We start from the raw sequence: 16,759 nt of genomic DNA, 5'->3' as shown, positions 1-16,759 counted from the left end.
TCACCATGCGATGAAACGCGTGGCCGAATTGTATGACTTTTTATTGGCGCTTCGCCAAGAGGTTAGTCGCGCTTCCGCTCAGAGGCGGAACGATGGCTCAAACCGGCCCTTGACGCTGATGCCGAGATCGAAGGTCTTGCCGGCATGCGGATCGGCCGCACGCGCTGCCTCGTCCAGGTCCTGCCAGGCGGATGTCACCAGCAGGCGGTCGGCCCTCGGCCCGATGAAGGCCGTGCAGCTCGGCTGCGTTGTCGGCATCGCATAGCGCGCGATCCGCGCACCGTCGGGCCTGTAGACATCGACCGTGCCGCTGCCCCAGCGGGCATTCCATATCAGACCATCGGCATCGCACACGGAGCCGTCGATGCCGCCGGCTTCGCCACTACTGTCGACTAGCAGGCTAGGTTCACCCTTCGGCAGCCCGGTCTCGGCATCGATATCGACGCGCATCAGGTGGTTGATGTCGGTGTCGACGAAGTAGGCGATGGTCCCATCCGGCGAAAAGCAGATGCTGTTGGGAATGGTGATCCTGTCGTAGAGCTTCGTCACCTTCGTGCCGGCGACGTGATAGATCGCGCCGGCGCCCTTCTCGGCGCTGCGGCCCATGGTGCCGATCCACAGCGAACCGGAAGCGTGCACGCGGCCGTCGTTCGAGCGATTGCCGGGCTTGTCCTCAAGCGTGGTCAGGAGGCTGAAGGTGCCTGTCTGCGTATCCCTGAGGAAAAGCCCCTGATCGGAGGCAATCAGTTGCCGGGATGGATCGATGACGGCAAGCACGCTGCCGAGGAATGGCAGGTTATGTACAGTCTTGCGGCCGGTTTCGAGATGTAGCTCATGCAGTTCCTGGCCCTTGATGTTGAACCACCAGGCGGTGCCGCTGACGGGGTCATAGGTCGGGCCTTCCCCGAGAATCGAGGGCGATTCGCAAAGGATGCTGCCGGAAAAAGGAATGGTATCGCTCATCAGCGTGCTCCGTAGACGGCGTCATAGGCCTTGATCGTTGCGACGGCGCGTTCGCGGACTTCGGCGCCGCTCATGCCCGGCTTGTAGAGGCTCGAGCCGAGGCCGAAGCTGCGAATGCCGGCCTTGGCGTAGTCGCCGAAGTTGGCATCGGAAACGCCACCGACGGCGGCAATCTCGAGGTCGGGCGGCAGGATCGCGCGGATCGCGGTAATGCCCGATGGCCCGAGCACGCTTGCCGGGAAGAACTTGAGGCCGGTCGCGCCCGCTGCCGCGGCCGAAAGCGCCTCGGTCGGGGTGAGCACGCCGGGCATGGTAACCATGCCCTTCTGTGCCGCAAGCGAAATCACCGCCGGTTCGACGTTCGGGCTGACCATCAATTGGCCCCCGACATCGGCAAGCTGCTCCACCTGTGCCGTCGTCAGCACCGTGCCGGCGCCGATCAGGCAATTTTCCGGTGCCATTTTCACCGCCGTCTCGATCGAGCGGAACGGATCGGGGGAGTTCAGCGGGATCTCGATCGCAGTGAAGCCGGTTTCGATCAGCGCCCCGACGACGCCTTCGGTCTCCTCGGGCTTGAGGCCACGCAGGATCGCGATCAGCGGGTACTTCATCGGCGGGAAGGGAATGCGGGTCATGAGCTTGTCTTTCGTTCAGAGAGGCCAGATCGCCTGGGCGGCGGTCGAAAGGCCGGCGCGGACTGCCGTGTCGGCGTCGACGACCCGAAGCGGGCGGTCGAGGCTTTCAAGCGCGGCTTGATAAAGTGTACCGAGTGAACCGGAGGCCACGAGGCAGATGCTGTCGATCGTCTTGGCTGACGCCAGCGCGCCGGCGATCTCAAGGCCGATCAACGTGCCCGACAACAAGGCCTTGGCGTCGGTCGCACTGGCGCCGTGCAGCAATTGTCCGGCGCGCGCGCCGAAGACCAAGCTGGTCCCCAAGGCGGGATTGGTGCGTGCCTCGGCTACCGCCGCCGCGAAGGCAGGGTGATCGCCGGAAAACGCATGGGCATCTGCGATCGAGTGGCTGAGGATCGAGTGCTTCGAAATCACGTCGAACAGTTCGCCGGTCATGAAAGTGGAAAAGCCGCTAACGGCGCCGTCTTCGAGGCGAACCCATTTGCTGTGCGTGCCCGGCATGCAGACGAGGTGTCGGCCGCGGCCGAGTTCGCCGGCAGCGCCGAGCAATTGCGTCTCCTCGCCGCGCATGACGTCCGGGTGCCGCATGTCGCGTTGCGCGAGACCCGGCAGGATGCGGATGTCACGATCGCGATCCGGCACCGCAACCGCATGGGAAGCGATGTCGGCAAGGGCCGCGGGGGTATCAATATAGCCGGCCTCGACCCAGCCCTGCTTGGCGCCGGCCATGCCGCAGATGATCGCCGGCAGGTGGCTCGGCGCGTCGACGGCAGCGAGGTGGCGTTCCAGGATCGTGTGGAAACCGGCCTTGCTGGCGGTCGTCATGCCTTCGCCGCTGCGGCGTTCGGCAAGCACCGAGCCATCCTCGCCGATGATCCACAGTCGGAAACTCGTCGTTCCCCAGTCGACTGCCGCATAATAGGCTGCCGTCATCACAGTGCGCCTCCATCGATGATCATTGTTTGCGCCGTCATGCCCGCGGAGCAGTCCGACGCGAGGTAAAGGCAGGGCCCGACGAGATCGTCGGCGGTTAGGCTGCGTTTCAGGCACTGCCTTTCCTGCATCTCGGCGATCGCCACGTCGTTCAGCCACAGCCGCTTCTGCCGTTCGGTGACGATCATGCCGGGCAGGATTGCGTTGACGCGGATATTGTCGGGCCCGAGCCTGCCGGCGAGCGATTTGGTCAGACCGACGATACCGGCCTTCGCCGTGGCATAGGCTGGAATCTCGCCCATGTTGAGCAGAAAGGCGATCGAGGAGAAATTGACGATCGAGCCGCCGCCCGCTTGCCGCATGTGTGGCACGATCGACTGGCTCATGAAGAAGAGGTGCCTGAGATTGACCGCCTGGCTTTCGTCCCAGATCTCTTCAGTCACGGCTTCCAATGCCTGGCGATCATCGCGCGCCGCATTGTTGACGAGCACATGGATCGCACCGAGCGATGCCGCCGCCGCTTCCGCCGTATGACGCACCGCTTCGATATCGCGCAGGTCGCCGGGGATGAAATGCGGCTTGTAGCCCGTTTGATCAGCAAGCCGTTCGACGAGCTCGGCACTTGCCCGCTCGTCGATATCGGCGAAGGCGACCCGCGCGCCCTGGCGCACGAAACCCTCGACCAGGGCCGCGCCGATGCCCGAGCCGCCGCCGGTTACCAGCACGCAGCGGTCGCGCAAATCGTGAAATTGTGCCTTGGGCGCCGGCATGTCCCGCATTCCCTCGTAAGACCGTTCTAAGCCTATGACTTGTTCCATTATTTGGAACTTGATTTTAGTATGTGGAATTATCGTGTCGAAGCGTCTATCTTGTCAAGATCAGGCGCGCGACGCGACGCCACTTGAAGACAAGCGAACGACGATGACAAACGACATGATGGTGGCGGACGAGGGGCGAGGGGAGGCCGGTACCGGCACGCTCGGCAAGGCGATTGCCGTGCTGGAAGCGGTGGTCACGGCAGACGGCCCGCAGCGCTTTACCGATATTCTTGCCCGATCCGGCCAGCCGCGCGGCACATTGCACCGGTTGCTCAGCCACCTCGTCGAGGAAGGGCTGCTCATTCAGCGCCGGGATCTCTCCTATGAGCCCGGCCTCCGGCTGCTGACGCTTGCCTATCGTTCCTGGTCGGCCAACCGCTTTCGCGACGTTGCCGAACCGCACCTGCAGCGCCTGCACGAATTGACCGGCGAGACCGTGCATCTCGGCATCCTGCGCGAAACGGAGATCGTCTATGTCGACAAGGTCGAGAGCCGTCAGACGGTGCGCATGAGCTCGCAGATCGGCAAGGCCTCGCCCGCCTATTGCACCGGCATCGGCAAGGCGGCGTTGTCCTTGCTGGCGCAGCCGGTGCTGAAGCATGTGCTGGCGAGAACGGCGTTTCACCCTTTCACTTCGCACACGCATCGTTCGGCGGCCACGCTGCTGGCGGAAGTCGAAGAGATCAGGCGCGACGGCCATGCCTTCGATTGCGAGGAGCATGAAGCGGAAATTCGTTGCGTGGCTGCACCCATTGCTATCCCCGGTAGCGAGCTTGCGGCGGGGATATCGGTGACGGGGCCGGCCTACAGGGTGAGCATGGAGCAACTGGTGGCTTGGGCGGCACCTGTGCGCGAAGCGGCTCGGGCGATTGCCGAGGAGGCCGCGATCCGGCTTGGGCCCGGACGTGGTGGACCTTGAATTCACTTTACGGTAAATTAGAAACATCGACTGGACGCGGCGCGTCAAGCTCGATAGCTTTAATATATCAGACTCAGGTTCGTGGATGGTCTTAGTCTGGTTTGGTTTTGGTATTTATAGAATTATTGACGTGGTCTTCATGCGGCGTCAGCGGCCGGCCTTTCTTTGGCGCCGGATGTGGAGAAGGGCGGAAGATGATCGATTTCAGCGCGAATTTGTCGTCGTTGACGCTTCCTGATGGGCGGAGCATCAGGGGGCCAATCTGTTGCGAAGAAGACTTTCGGCGAGTGATCGCCCAGGTAGCGGATGCCTATGGCTTCCGCGGCTTTCTGGTTCTTGCAGTTCCGGAGACGGGCTGCAGCAGCCTGACGGCCAATGCACTTATGACCAATTATCCGACCGCGTTCTTGCAGGGGTATGACAGCGCTGGCCTGATTAGTGGCAGCCCGGTGATCCAGCGCCTGCGCCGCAGCACCATTCCCTTCACCTATGACGCGCATCAGCTGGCGCGCCGTCGGTCCGACGGCAAGGGCGATGCGGCCATTTGTGTCTTTGAACAGGCGAACATGCCGCGTGGCCTCTATCTGCCGGTACATGATGCGAGCGGCCATCGCGCGGCCATCGCTTTTGGCGGTGATCGTTCCGTCGTCTCGAACGATGAGTTGCAGGAACTCAATCTGTGGGCGGGCCTGCTCTATAGCAAGTACATGGAAGTTCGCGACCGCGATCGGCGCGGGCCGGGCAGTCTTTCGCGCCGCGAGGTGGAGTGCCTGCGCTGGGCGGCTGCCGGCAAGACCACCAGTGAGATGGCGAAAATCCTGGCGCTGTCCGAGTATACGGTCAACCACTACCTCAACCGTGCGACGCGCAAGCTGGATTCGGTCAACCGCGTCCAGACCGTCGCGAAGGCCATGCGCGCTGGTCTCATCAATTGAGATCGGTGCCGGCTGCGCCTGAAGCGAACGGCACTGCCTGCGCTTCGCGAGAGAAATACACAGACTTTTGGGCCGAGGAAGCAGGGAATCTCGATCATCTGTTGGCATTGGCAGGCCGCTCGGTCTATTTGATACTTGATGAATGCCATGGAACGCGCGAATGCAGGATACGATGACGACCGGGATGACTGACGCAGATCTGCCCCGGGGCGGTGATTTCGCGTCCGAGATCGCAAAGCTTGAGACCCAATTCGATATCATCCGCTATATGCGGCGGATTACGCAGGTCTTCGGCTTCAAGACCTTTCTGATCTGCTCGATCCCCTCGATCGACGTGGAGCGGCTGGCTGCGAGCACGGTCATCTCTAATATGCCGGCGGAACTGCTGAACAAATATGATAGCCTGTCGATGCTGCGCTTCAGCACCGGCGTGCGCCGCCTGCGCGAGACGACGACGCCGTTCCAGGTGACGCTGGACGCCTGGGAAGGCGAGGGCGGCAAACCGGAGACGGCGGCCGAGTACATCGCGATGCTGCGCGAGAACGGCATCTTCCAGGCAAGCTATTTCCCTGTTCATGACGCCGAGGGCGGCCGCGGCGCGGTCATTCTCATGGGCCCGCTGGTCGAATTGCCGATGACGGTGACCATGGAGCTGCAGATGATTGCGATCCATGTCTACAATCGCCTCGCCGAAATCGGCTCTGTGTGGAAGAGCAGCGGCGCGGCGCTTTCGGAGCGCGAGATTCAGTGCCTGAGCTGGACGGCGGCCGGAAAGACCAGTGCCGAGATCGCCGGCATCCTCGGGCTCTCCGAACATACGGTCAATCACTACCTCAATCACGTGACCAAGAAGCTCGACGCCGTGAACCGCACGCAGGCGGTCGTGAAGGCGATGAAGAAGGGCTACATCAGCTAGCCCTCCCGGCGTCGAAGGCCGTTTGCCTCTTCTCGCTTGCCCTCCGTCTCCGTTGCGATCACGAAGGCTGCAGCAATCGCCGCGCCTGCGTTCCTATGCCGCTGAGATCGCCCACCACCGCAGCCGAATTGCTCCATCCTTGGACGTTTTGCAGAGAGTTGCTCAGAATCTGAGCAGATGCCCCAGCCGTATCAGGCGTTGAGAAATCATCCATCTATTTGAAATTGCTTGTTATTATTGCCGAATTTGAATCTGGCACGCATCCTGCATTTCTATCGGCATGTCCAGAGGGGACTAAAAAGAAGACAGCGCCCACGAAGGTCGCGATCGAAAGGGCCACTGCCCGCCTCAAGGTGATCCCGGATGTACGGACACCGGGGTGGACGGTGGCCCTTCCTTTTTCCGTTATGTCGCATTGGCGAAGCGCCCCGCCTCGACTATCTAAGGGATAACAGAAGAATGAGAGGGCGCGATGCCGGAAGTCACGAAAGAAGTGGTCCTTGAGAAGCTGCGCACGGTGCGTGGCCCGGGCATGGAAGGCAACATCGTCGACCTCGGACTTGTGTCTGATGTCTTCATCTCCGATGGCAAGGCCTATTTCTCGATCACCGTGCCGGCCGAGCGCGCCAAGGAACTGGAGCCGATGCGGGCCGCAGCCGAGCGCGTCGTGCGCGACATCCCGGGGATCACGGCGGCCATGGTTGCACTGACCGCCGACCGCAAGGCGGCGCCCGCCGGCGCCCCGGTGCAGCGCCCGCAGCCCTCGGCAGCGCCTCATGCCGGCCATTCCCATGCGCCGCGTCCCGCCGGCGGCCCGCCGGCCAAGGCTGGAATTCCGGGCGTCGGCGCCATCATCGCCGTCGCCTCCGGCAAGGGCGGTGTCGGCAAGTCGACGACCTCGGTCAACCTGGCGCTGGCGCTGAAGGCAAACGGCCTGAAGGTCGGCCTGCTCGATGCCGATATCTACGGCCCGTCGATGCCGCGCCTTCTGAAGATTTCCGGAAGGCCGCAACAGATCGAAGGGCGCCTTATCCGCCCGATGGAGAATTATGGTCTCAAGGTCATGTCCATGGGCTTCCTCGTCGATGAGGAAGTGGCGATGATCTGGCGCGGACCGATGATCCAGTCGGCCCTGCTGCAGATGCTGCGGGAAGTCGCCTGGGGCGATCTCGATGTGCTGGTCGTCGACATGCCCCCCGGCACGGGCGACGCCCAGCTCACCATGGCCCAGCAGGTGCCGCTCGCCGGCGCCGTCATCGTCTCGACGCCGCAGGATCTGGCGCTGATCGATGCCCGCAAGGGCCTCGCCATGTTCCGCAAGGTAGAAGTCCCGGTTCTCGGCATCGTCGAGAACATGAGCTATTTCATCGCGCCCGACACCGGCAAGCGCTACGATATCTTCGGCCATGGCGGTGCGCGCAAGGAAGCCGAGCGCATCGGCGTCCCGTTCCTCGGCGAAGTGCCCCTGACCATGGGAATTCGCGAAACGTCGGACGCCGGGACACCACTCGTCGCGTCTGACCCGAGCGGTGAGATCGCGCGTGTCTATCGCGATATCGCCACCAAGGTCTGGGATCAGATATCCGCCGCGCAGCAGGACAAGAGCCGCGCCGCGCCGACCATTGTCTTCGAGTGACGGTTTCCGGGAAGGCTGTCTGGTCTTTCCGGGCCGCGGTTACGCCTGTTCCGGAACAGGCCGCAATTCAAGGCGCTACAGCGACTTTGCACGTCAGGCATGACGTGACGCTCGGCACCGAATCGTTTTGCCCTTGATTCGATTTTGATTTAAGCAAACATGCGGTAGGGTGGTGCCGGTATGGCGGCACATGCCCGCGTGCCGGATTGCAAGGGGGCATTGATTTTGCGTTTGCGTTGCGCCATATGCCTTGCCGCACTTGCGAAGGTGCCCAACTTGACGCCCGCTCGCCGGAGATTTTGGCCTCGCGCGATGACTGAGTTGAAGACTTTGTCCTGACTGGCGGAACGCTCCATCCGATGGATCTCTATTGCGGGTATTTTGTGGCGCACGACCTTTCGCCTTCGCGGTTCGGCACGCTGCATGATTGCTTAGATCGGAATCGATTTAAGGATAAAATTATGCAGCCGCTCAATGTGTTACAGCGACCCTTGCGCGTCTCAGAAGACGGGCGGCGCTGTCAGCTTCGCATGACGAGGACGGTCGCATGATCACCGGCTATTGCGCCGATGGGACAGCCGTCGTTCTGACACCGGCCGAACCACCCGAAAAATTGCGTCCCGATGTCATCTGGCTGGATCTGGTCGAGCCCACCAAGGCAGAAGACCTGATGATGGAGAAGCTTCTCGGCATTTCCATCCCGACACGCGACGATCTGAAGGACATCGAACCGTCGAGCCGCCTCTATGTCGAGGAGGGTGCCGTGTTCATGACGGCGTCACTGGTGTTCCGTTCGGATACGGATATCCCCGGACTGACGGATGTCGGCTTCATCCTGTCGGGTGGCCGGCTTGTGACCATCCGCTATGCCGAGCCCCGGTCGTTCACCCTCTTCAAGACATCGATGCATCGCTTCCCGGGCGGTTGCCGCGATGGCGCGGTTGTCCTGACCCGGCTTCTGGAAACGGTCGCCGACCGAACCGCCGAGATTCTCGAGCAGGCGGTCACCAAGATCGACGATCTGTCGATCGACGTCTTCAGCGACAAGGCTGCAGGCAAGCGCCGCTCGCCGCATTATCTCGAGGCGCGCTTGCGTGATGTCGCTGGCCATCATCGCCTCGTCGCCAAGACGCGTGACAGCCTTGCCTCGCTCTCGCGCCTGCTGACCTTCGTCTACACTGTTCCGGAGGTGCAGGAAGACAAGGACACGCGCGAACTCTGCCGTTCGATCTCCCGCGACATCCAGTCGCTTTCCGAGCACGCAAGTTTCATTTCCGGCAACATCACCTTCCTGCTTGATGCGTCGCTGGGTCTGATCAACGTCGAGCAGAACGCCATCATCAAGATTTTCTCGATCGCATCGGTCGTCCTGCTGCCGCCGACCCTGGTCGCTTCGGTCTACGGCATGAACTTCCGCGTTATGCCCGAACTGGAATGGCACTTCGGCTATCCCTGGGCGATTGCGGCGATGGTGATATCGGCCGTCATCCCCTTTTTCTTTTTCCGCTGGAAAGGCTGGCTGTGAACGCCAGTAGGTTTGCATGACCCAACCGCATGCCCCCTCCCACGAGCCGAAGGATCTGCGACGCCTGCTGATCCTCGGGCTTGGCTCGATCGGTGTCGTCTACGGCGACATCGGCACCAGCCCGCTCTATGCCTTTCGCGAAGCGCTGCGCCCGGTTTCCCACGACGGCGTGACCGACGTGGAGATCATCGGCCTGATCTCGCTGATGATCTGGACGCTGACGATTATCGTCACGATCAAGTACGTGCTGTTCCTGCTGCGCGCCGACAACCAGGGGGAGGGCGGCACGCTGTCGTTGCTCGCTCTTCTGATGAAGTCCGCCAACGGGCACGCATCGATCCTCTTCTTCATGGGGATCGCGGGTGCAGCACTTTTCATCGGTGATGCGATGATCACGCCGGCCTTGTCCGTTCTTTCGGCGGTCGAAGGTCTGAAGCTGGTGACGCCGGCGCTGTCGGAATACGTGGTTCCGATCGCAGTGGTCATCCTGCTCATGCTCTTTGCGGTGCAGTCAAAGGGAACGGCGGCCGTCTCCAACTTCTTCGGGCCGATCACGCTGGTCTGGTTCCTGGTGATGGGCTGGATCGGCCTCGTCCACATTTCCGACGACCTGACGATCTTCAAGGCCTTCAATCCTTACTATGCCGTGAGCTTCATGCTGAATGAAGGCTATGTCGGCATCATCGTCCTTGGCGCCGTTTTCCTGACGGTGACGGGTGCCGAGGCGCTCTACGCCGACCTCGGACATTTCGGTCGCCGACCGATCCAATGGGCCTGGTTCCTGGTCGTCTTCCCGGCGCTGACCCTCAACTATCTGGGGCAAGGTGCCTTCGTGCTGCAGAACCCGGAAGCGATGTCCGATCCGTTCTTCCTGATGTTCCCGAAATGGGCGCTGCTACCGGTCGTCATCTTGGCGACGGCGGCGACCATTATTGCCAGCCAGGCAGTGATAACAGGGGCCTTTTCGCTGACGCGTCAGGCGATCCACCTGGGCTTCCTGCCGCGCATGGCGATCTTCCACACGTCGGAGACGCATACGGGTCAGATCTATCTTCCGAACGTCAACACGCTGCTGATGTTCGGCGTCATGGCGCTCGTCTTCGTCTTCGGCTCGTCGGAATCGCTCGCCACCGCCTACGGCATCTCGGTCACCGGCGCGATGGTGGTGACGACGGTGCTTTCGTTCGAGTTCCTGCGCACGCGCTGGAATTGGTCCGGGCTCTGGGCGGCGGCGGTGTTGCTGCCGCTGTTTGGGCTTGAGTTCATCTTCCTCGGCGCCAACATGCTGAAGATCCACGACGGCGGTTACGTGCCGGTGCTGATCGCCGCCACCTTCATCGTCATCATGTGGACCTGGCGGCGCGGAACCGAGATCCTGCACGCCAAGACGCGCCACATCGACATTCCGCTTGCGAGCTTCATCAAGTCGATCGAGCGCAAGAGCGAGCATGCACCGGTGGCCGTTCCCGGCACGGCCGTGTTCCTGACGAGCGATCCGGAATCGACCCCGGCCGCACTGCTCCACAACATCAAGCACAATCATGTGCTGCACAATCAGAACTTCATTCTGACGATCCGTACCGCCAATACACCGAAAGTGCCGAAGTCGGAGCGGGTGAGCATGCAGCCGCTTTCGGATCGCTTCACGCTGCTCGAGATGCGCTTCGGCTTCATGGAAACGCAGAACGTCTCGCAGGCGCTCGGCCTTTTCCGCAAATCGGGGCTGAAGTTCGACATCATGTCGACCTCCTTCTATCTCGGTCGCCGCAAGCTCGTGCCCGATGCCGAATCCGGCATGCCCCATTGGCAGGACCGGCTGTTCATCGCACTGGCCAATGCGGCGATCGACCCCTCGGACTATTTCCGCCTGCCGACCAACCGCGTCGTCGAACTCGGCTCGCACGTCATCATCTGATCCTTGCGTCCCTCAACCTGGTGTACCGGGCAGGGGCTTCGCGCACACAGTCGGATAAAGCGGAGCCGTACCCGGCCGGGGCGGCTCCGTTCGCGTTATGACGGCCGTGTTCTTCAGCGAGGCTGCATTAACTAAACATCAAGGTTAATGCTTCATTTTCAAAGCTCGAACGAAGCGGCTCCGGCGGGGTGTCCGGCCGCCTCATTGTCTTAGCTTCCCGCGCGGAATCTCCGACGCTGGCTTCTTGCCGGCGCGGGCAAAGCCGTGCCGTTCGTCAAGCGTTGCGTGGAGTCGGTTGGTGCGTAAGAGTCGGAACCTGCGTCAAAAGTCTCGCCTGAACGTGTCCACGTGGATGGCGCCTGCAATCATCGGCCTCGCGCTCTATCTCGGCTTCCCTTCCGTTGCGGCCTATGCGGATCTCGCGACCTTTCTCTCCGGCATCAATCGTGGCGGTGAGCGCTGGCGCATGTACATGACGCCGTCGCCGGCGGGCTCGATCCACGAAGTCGAGATGGTCTTTGCCGATCCGATCACGACGGGCGCGCTCGATGGCGGCGCCGGCATCAACATGCCCGACGGCAGCCATGTCGCACTCACGTCCGAGACCAAGCATTCCGGCACGCCAGACGAAGAGCGTATCAACCGCCGCGACAAGAAGGGACGCATCGTCGCCGTCACGCCGATGACGCCGCCCAAGGATTTCAGCGCCGGCTCCATCCTGCAGCGCACGAGTTCCCTCACGGAGCCGCGCTTCGAGGAGGGCGAGAAAATGGTCTTCGCCAAGGCGCGCATCAAGGGCAAGGAGATCGAGATCGCCACGGCCTTCTATGGAAAGAAGCCGCCAAAGGCGGATCCCGGCGTTTCGCCGATGCTGGCCAAGCTCGTGACGAACGACAAGCCCGACATTCTTGCGACTGCTTACGTCCGGCCCGAGCCGGACTATGCGCGTGAATCACCCTTCGATTCGATCCTGCGCGAGGACAAGAACGCTGGCCGCTTCATTCCCGAAATCGCGCCTGACGACCACGCTTGGGCGGCAACGGTGCTGCCCTCGGCCGTATTCAGCAAGGAAGAGCAGGCCTGCCTGGCCGAAGGCATCTATTTCGAAGCGCGCAGCGAGTCGCTCAAGGGCCAGGCGGCCGTCGCTCAAGTGATTCTCAATCGCGTCCGCAATCCGACCTATCCGAAAACCATCTGCGGCGTCGTCTATCAGAACAAGACCTGGCGCAACCGTTGCCAGTTTTCCTTCGCCTGCGACATGATCCGGGACCTGATCTATTCGCGCTCGCACTGGAAAATGGCCAAGGAAGTCGCGATGGCGGTCACGGCCGGCAAGATCTGGCTGCCAGAAGTGGGCTCTGCCACCCATTACCATGCGACCTACGTCAATCCGCCCTGGGCAAAGACGATGAAGCGGGTCGGCAAGATCGGTATGCACATCTTCTACCGGACCTATGGCGGCGGCTGGAGTTGATCGGCGCCTGGCGCGATTCCGCCGTCTTTTCCTGTCTAACCCGTAGAACCGAGATTCCAGCCGACAGAGTGCAGGAATCCTGCGACAACCTTGTCGCGGATCGTGCTTTGCAATTCTAACTATTTGAATTATCGTAATAATATTGTCCACGGTCAAGCTGCCCGCATGCCTTGACTATGCGGGTGCCTAAAACTATGTTGCGCGCGACTTCAAATGGGGCCGAAACGTGGCTTGAACGATGGCCTATTGTATGACCGAAATCGCGGTCTGAGACCCGATCGGGACGGCAAGGGAGTGGCCACGTGGCGGAGAAACCTGAAGAAAGTCTGGAAGCGCGGCTGAAGCAGCTCGGCGATAAGATTGAGGCCAAGAAGCCTCATACGTCTGATGCAGCGGAGGCCCGTGCCGCCGAAAGCCGTAAGGGCTATGCGGCGGCGATGAAGCTGTCGAGCGAATTCATCGCCGGCATCGTTGTCGGCGCGTTTCTGGGCTATCTTTTGGACCACTTTGCGGGTACAGGGCCGTGGGGCATGATCATCCTCCTGCTTCTTGGCTTCTGCGCTGGCGTGCTGAATGTGCTGCGCTCGGCCGGTATGGTGGCAACACCGGAAGCTGGAAGAGGCGGCCCTGAGGATGACAAGAAGGACGGAGACGCCCACTGAGGCGTTGTCCCGAAGAAAACGGTTTCCGCTCTTGGGCGGGCAGAACGAAAGAGAAGCGCGGTGTCAAACGATCCGACCCACCAGTTCCTGGTCAACAAGATTGTCCCGATCGAGATTGGCGGAATTGACTTTTCCTTCACCAATGCGTCGCTGTTCATGGTCGCGACCGTGGGTGCTGCCGCAGGCTTCCTGTATCTGACGACGTCGCAGCGCGGTCTGATCCCGAACCGCATGCAGTCGGTCTCCGAAATGTCCTACGAGTTCATCGCCTCGATGCTGCGCGAAGGCGCCGGCAGCGGCGGCATGAAGTTCTTCCCGATGGTGTTCTCGCTGTTCATGTTCATCCTGACGGCGAACCTGCTCGGCATGTTCCCGTACTTCTTCACGATCACCAGCCAGATCATCGTCACCTTCGCACTGGCGCTGTTTGTGATCGGTACCGTCATTCTCTATGGTTTCTACAAGCACGGTTTCGGTTTCCTGAAGCTTTTCGTGCCGCATGGTGTTCCTGGCGTGCTTCTGCCGCTTGTCGTCGCGATCGAAATCATCTCGTTCCTTTCCCGCCCCATCAGCCTCTCGGTCCGTCTTTTCGCCAACATGCTGGCCGGCCACATCACGCTGAAGGTCTTTGCAGGCTTCGTCACGTCGCTCAGCGCCCTTGGCGCGCTCGGCATCGGTGGCGCGATCCTGCCGCTCATCATGACCGTCGCCATCACCGGTCTTGAGTTCCTCGTCTGCTTCCTCCAGGCCTATGTCTTTGCGGTACTGACCTGCATGTACCTCAACGACGCTGTCCATCCCGGAAGCCACTAAGGAATAACAGTCGCTTGCTTTCGGCCGGCCCTCCGCCGGAAGCGCAATCCTAAGCCGCAACACCATTCGAAGGAGTTCAAACATGGAAGCGGAAGCAGCAAAGTACATCGGCGCAGGTCTCGCTTGCCTCGGTATGGCCGGCACGGCTCTCGGCCTCGGCAACATCTTCGGCAGCTACCTGTCCGGCGCACTGCGCAACCCGTCGGCTGCTGACGGTCAGTTCGGCCGCCTCGTATTCGGCTTCGCCGTTACGGAAGCTCTGGGCATCTTCTCGCTGCTCGTAGCCCTGCTCCTCCTCTTCGCCGTCTAATATCGGCTGGAGTTTTGGCCGCGGCCCGTCAAACGGCCGCGGCCGCGCATATTCTTGAGTGCACCTGGAGGTGAGCATGTTTGTGACCGCGGCCTATGCCCAGCAGTCAACCACCACTGAAGGCGCCGAAGCACACGATGCCGCTGCGGCCGGTGAGGTGCACACCGAAACGGGTGTGGCCCACGAAGGCGAGGCTGGCTCCGGCGTGTTCCCGCCCTTCGATTCGACCCATTTCGCATCGCAGCTGCTTTGGCTCGCGATCACGTTCGGCCTCTTCTATATCCTGATGTCGAAGGTCATCATTCCGCGTATCGGCGGAATTCTCGAAACCCGTCACGATCGGATCGCTCAGGATCTCGATGAAGCGTCCCGCCTCAAGGGCGAAGCCGACGCGGCCATCGCTTCCTACGAGCAGGATCTGGCAACGGCCAAGTCCAAGGGTCACAAGATCGCTGACGACGCTCGCGAATCCGCAAAGGCCAAGGCCAATGCAGACCGCACGGCCGTCGAAGCCGATCTCGCCAAGAAGATTTCGGCTGCGGAAGACCGCATCGCCGACATCAAGGCAAAGGCACTGGCTGACGTCGGCGCCATCGCTGAGGAAACCGCGACCGCTGTCGTCAAGCAGCTGATCGGTGGAACCGTCACCAAGGCCGAGATCACCGCTGCCGTCAAGGCATCGGCCGGTAACTGAGGAGCACTGAACCATGCATCTTGATGCGACCTTCTATGCCCTCGTCGGCCTGATCCTGTTCTTCGTCCTGATCGCCTATCTCAAGGTTCCGGGCATGATCGGCAAGGCGCTCGACGCCCGCGCCGAAAAGATCGGCAACGAGCTGACCGAAGCCAAGCGTCTGCGCGAAGAAGCACAGAGCCTTGTCGCCGAGTACCAGCGCAAGCGTAAGGATGCCGAAGCGGAAGCTGCCGGTATCGTCGCTGCCGCTCAGCGCGAAGCCGAAATGCTGACGGCGGAAGCCAAGCAGAAGACCGAGGAATACGTTGCCCGTCGCACGGCTCTCTCGGAGCAGAAGATCAAGCAGGCTGAAAGCGACGCGATCAACGCCGTCCGTTCCGCTGCCGTCGATCTGGCGATTGCCGCTGCCGAGAAGGTCGTCGCCGCCAAGGCCGACGCCGGTGCACAGAGTGATCTGTTCACGAAGGCGCTTGGCGAAGTCAAGGCACGCCTGAACTAAGCCTCAGGACATTCCGGATTTGAAAAGCCCCGCCCTGTGCGGGGCTTTTTGTTTGGGCCATGCACCGGGTTTGGCTGCAGGCACTGGCTTGCCGGCGATACGCTGGGCGATCGCTGAGACAACAATGCGCATGCCCCCGCTTCACGGCGGGCGCCTCGCGAGGCGCCGGTGACGCCGATAAAACTTTACGCGCGCATATTCATCGGCGCGTGGCCCTATGGGCACGCGCTGCTGAGTCAGACAAGATTTCTTCTGCAAGCTGGCGAGCTAGAATCGGCGCTCCCAAGAACCGTTCAGCCGCCATTAATCCTGCCGCAGGGGCCGGAAGCTCATGCGGTGCAGGGCACAGGGACCTTGCGTTTCTATGGCGCGCCGGTGGGTTACGGTCGCGTAGCCGGCATGGAGCGCAAAGCCGTAGCCGGGATGCGCGAGGTCGGCGCGAGCCATCATACGATCGCGCGTAACCTTGGCGACGATCGAAGCGGCGGCGATCGATAGCGACCGTGCGTCGCCCTTTACGACTGCCTTGGCATGGCATGAAAGCCCGGGCGGCACGTCGCGGCCGTCGACGAGTACGAAGCGTACGGTCGAGGGAAGACCCGCCACTGCGCGTCGCATCGCCTCCAGGCTTGCCTTGCGGATATCCGTGGCATCGATCGTGCCGGCCGAGGCCGAGGCGATCGATACCTCCGATGTCGCGAGGATTTCGTCGAACAGCTTCTCGCGCGCCTGCGCGCTGAGCTTCTTGCTGTCATCGAGGCCCTCGGGAATGGCGTCGGGATTGAGAATGACCGCAGCCGCTACGACCGGTCCTGCGAGCGGGCCGCGACCAGCTTCATCGGCGCCGGCGACCGGCCAAAATCCATCACCTCTTGCCGAGAGTTCAAAACTGAAATCGGGTGCTTCGATGATATCGGGAAAAAGGGGAGAATCGGACGACCTGCGAGACATAAGTCTAATTCGCATGATCGACCGATTCTCTTCAAGCCCCCAGGTCCGAGTGCGGCGGCGGACGGGGGGATGGCCGATGCCCCAGGCGGGGGCGGGGCACCGGAACTGTTTTGCGACCTTCTAGCGTTCACACCGGCTTGCCTGAGGGGCGGTGACGAAAA

General features: G+C 61.7%; 17 protein-coding genes. 12 read left to right on the top strand and 5 right to left on the bottom strand.

The window, feature by feature from the left end; genetic code table 11:
• Positions 1-78 precede the first annotated feature (78 nt).
• The 4 genes from ASE60_RS12860 to ASE60_RS12845 are packed head-to-tail and all read right to left on the bottom strand — an operon-like array spanning position 79 to position 3,301.
• Positions 79-963 (bottom strand): SMP-30/gluconolactonase/LRE family protein, encoded by an 885-nt coding sequence (locus ASE60_RS12860; protein WP_057250835.1) that lies wholly within the window; start codon positions 961-963, stop codon positions 79-81.
• Positions 963-1,598, bottom strand: coding sequence for a 2-dehydro-3-deoxy-6-phosphogalactonate aldolase (locus tag ASE60_RS12855; protein ID WP_057250833.1), 636 nt, complete (start codon positions 1,596-1,598; stop codon positions 963-965). Before ASE60_RS12855 ends, ASE60_RS12860 begins: the two co-directional genes overlap by 1 nt.
• Before the next feature lie 15 nt (positions 1,599-1,613).
• Positions 1,614-2,531: a 2-dehydro-3-deoxygalactonokinase gene (locus ASE60_RS12850; protein ID WP_057250831.1), complete on the bottom strand. Its 918-nt coding sequence runs from the start codon at positions 2,529-2,531 to the stop codon at positions 1,614-1,616.
• On the bottom strand, positions 2,531-3,301 hold the full coding sequence (locus tag ASE60_RS12845) for an SDR family oxidoreductase (protein WP_057251097.1): 771 nt from the start codon (positions 3,299-3,301) through the stop codon (positions 2,531-2,533). Before ASE60_RS12845 ends, ASE60_RS12850 begins: the two co-directional genes overlap by 1 nt.
• Before the next feature lie 151 nt (positions 3,302-3,452).
• Here ASE60_RS12845 and ASE60_RS12840 point away from each other — a divergent pair, with 151 nt between their 5' ends.
• From ASE60_RS12840 to ASE60_RS12785, 12 genes are all read left to right on the top strand, one after another.
• Positions 3,453-4,268: an IclR family transcriptional regulator gene (locus ASE60_RS12840; RefSeq protein WP_162261289.1), complete on the top strand. Its 816-nt coding sequence runs from the start codon at positions 3,453-3,455 to the stop codon at positions 4,266-4,268.
• 194 nt (positions 4,269-4,462) lie between these two features.
• Positions 4,463-5,203, top strand: a complete 741-nt coding sequence (locus tag ASE60_RS12835) for an autoinducer binding domain-containing protein (protein WP_057250829.1) — start codon at positions 4,463-4,465, stop codon at positions 5,201-5,203.
• 160 nt (positions 5,204-5,363) lie between these two features.
• Positions 5,364-6,119 carry a LuxR family transcriptional regulator gene (locus ASE60_RS12830; protein WP_082615827.1) on the top strand — a complete coding sequence of 252 codons (756 nt, stop codon included), beginning with the start codon at positions 5,364-5,366 and terminating at the stop codon, positions 6,117-6,119.
• A 472-nt stretch (positions 6,120-6,591) separates the two neighbouring features.
• Positions 6,592-7,755, top strand: coding sequence for an Mrp/NBP35 family ATP-binding protein (locus ASE60_RS12825; RefSeq protein ID WP_057250825.1), 1,164 nt, complete (start codon positions 6,592-6,594; stop codon positions 7,753-7,755).
• A 547-nt stretch (positions 7,756-8,302) separates the two neighbouring features.
• The gene (locus ASE60_RS12820) at positions 8,303-9,280 is read left to right on the top strand and encodes a magnesium transporter CorA family protein (protein WP_057250823.1); all 978 of its coding nucleotides are present in this window, start codon (positions 8,303-8,305) and stop codon (positions 9,278-9,280) included.
• A 16-nt stretch (positions 9,281-9,296) separates the two neighbouring features.
• Positions 9,297-11,195: a potassium transporter Kup gene (locus ASE60_RS12815; protein WP_057250821.1), complete on the top strand. Its 1,899-nt coding sequence runs from the start codon at positions 9,297-9,299 to the stop codon at positions 11,193-11,195.
• A 352-nt stretch (positions 11,196-11,547) separates the two neighbouring features.
• Positions 11,548-12,669 carry a cell wall hydrolase gene (locus ASE60_RS12810; protein ID WP_057250819.1) on the top strand — a complete coding sequence of 374 codons (1,122 nt, stop codon included), beginning with the start codon at positions 11,548-11,550 and terminating at the stop codon, positions 12,667-12,669.
• 302 nt (positions 12,670-12,971) lie between these two features.
• Positions 12,972-13,331 (top strand): AtpZ/AtpI family protein, encoded by a 360-nt coding sequence (locus ASE60_RS12805; protein WP_057250817.1) that lies wholly within the window; start codon positions 12,972-12,974, stop codon positions 13,329-13,331.
• A gap of 60 nt (positions 13,332-13,391) precedes the next feature.
• Positions 13,392-14,144, top strand: a complete 753-nt coding sequence (locus ASE60_RS12800) for a F0F1 ATP synthase subunit A (protein WP_057250816.1) — start codon at positions 13,392-13,394, stop codon at positions 14,142-14,144.
• A gap of 82 nt (positions 14,145-14,226) precedes the next feature.
• On the top strand, positions 14,227-14,454 hold the full coding sequence (locus ASE60_RS12795; RefSeq protein ID WP_025426100.1) for a F0F1 ATP synthase subunit C: 228 nt from the start codon (positions 14,227-14,229) through the stop codon (positions 14,452-14,454).
• Positions 14,455-14,530: 76 nt separating this feature from the next.
• Positions 14,531-15,148, top strand: coding sequence for a F0F1 ATP synthase subunit B (locus tag ASE60_RS12790; RefSeq protein ID WP_057250814.1), 618 nt, complete (start codon positions 14,531-14,533; stop codon positions 15,146-15,148).
• Positions 15,149-15,161: 13 nt separating this feature from the next.
• Positions 15,162-15,647: a F0F1 ATP synthase subunit B gene (locus ASE60_RS12785; protein WP_057250812.1), complete on the top strand. Its 486-nt coding sequence runs from the start codon at positions 15,162-15,164 to the stop codon at positions 15,645-15,647.
• Between the two features lie 303 nt (positions 15,648-15,950).
• Here the strand turns inward: ASE60_RS12785 and ASE60_RS12780 are convergent, their stop codons facing one another.
• The gene (locus tag ASE60_RS12780) at positions 15,951-16,598 is read right to left on the bottom strand and encodes a ribonuclease HII (RefSeq protein WP_057250811.1); all 648 of its coding nucleotides are present in this window, start codon (positions 16,596-16,598) and stop codon (positions 15,951-15,953) included.
• Positions 16,599-16,759 lie beyond the last annotated feature (161 nt).

The sequence above is a fragment of the Ensifer sp. Root278 genome (assembly GCF_001429285.1).
GTDB lineage: Bacteria > Pseudomonadota > Alphaproteobacteria > Rhizobiales > Rhizobiaceae > Ensifer.
Note: the sequence above shows the minus strand (reverse complement) of the source record. Positions and strands in the feature narration are given on the sequence as shown.

Bases quoted from the DNA above. Each gene is read 5' to 3' on its own strand.
- ASE60_RS12860 (WP_057250835.1), bottom strand. From the start codon at position 963: ATGAGCGATACCATTCCTTTTTCCGGCAGCATCCTTTGCGAATCGCCC.
- ASE60_RS12855 (WP_057250833.1), bottom strand. From the start codon at position 1,598: ATGACCCGCATTCCCTTCCCGCCGATGAAGTACCCGCTGATCGCGATC.
- ASE60_RS12850 (WP_057250831.1), bottom strand. From the start codon at position 2,531: ATGACGGCAGCCTATTATGCGGCAGTCGACTGGGGAACGACGAGTTTC.
- ASE60_RS12845 (WP_057251097.1), bottom strand. From the start codon at position 3,301: ATGCCGGCGCCCAAGGCACAATTTCACGATTTGCGCGACCGCTGCGTG.
- ASE60_RS12840 (WP_162261289.1), top strand. From the start codon at position 3,453: ATGACAAACGACATGATGGTGGCGGACGAGGGGCGAGGGGAGGCCGGT.
- ASE60_RS12835 (WP_057250829.1), top strand. From the start codon at position 4,463: ATGATCGATTTCAGCGCGAATTTGTCGTCGTTGACGCTTCCTGATGGG.
- ASE60_RS12830 (WP_082615827.1), top strand. From the start codon at position 5,364: ATGCAGGATACGATGACGACCGGGATGACTGACGCAGATCTGCCCCGG.
- ASE60_RS12825 (WP_057250825.1), top strand. From the start codon at position 6,592: ATGCCGGAAGTCACGAAAGAAGTGGTCCTTGAGAAGCTGCGCACGGTG.
- ASE60_RS12820 (WP_057250823.1), top strand. From the start codon at position 8,303: ATGATCACCGGCTATTGCGCCGATGGGACAGCCGTCGTTCTGACACCG.
- ASE60_RS12815 (WP_057250821.1), top strand. From the start codon at position 9,297: ATGACCCAACCGCATGCCCCCTCCCACGAGCCGAAGGATCTGCGACGC.
- ASE60_RS12810 (WP_057250819.1), top strand. From the start codon at position 11,548: ATGGCGCCTGCAATCATCGGCCTCGCGCTCTATCTCGGCTTCCCTTCC.
- ASE60_RS12795 (WP_025426100.1), top strand. From the start codon at position 14,227: ATGGAAGCGGAAGCAGCAAAGTACATCGGCGCAGGTCTCGCTTGCCTC.
- ASE60_RS12790 (WP_057250814.1), top strand. From the start codon at position 14,531: ATGTTTGTGACCGCGGCCTATGCCCAGCAGTCAACCACCACTGAAGGC.
- ASE60_RS12785 (WP_057250812.1), top strand. From the start codon at position 15,162: ATGCATCTTGATGCGACCTTCTATGCCCTCGTCGGCCTGATCCTGTTC.
- ASE60_RS12780 (WP_057250811.1), bottom strand. From the start codon at position 16,598: ATGTCTCGCAGGTCGTCCGATTCTCCCCTTTTTCCCGATATCATCGAA.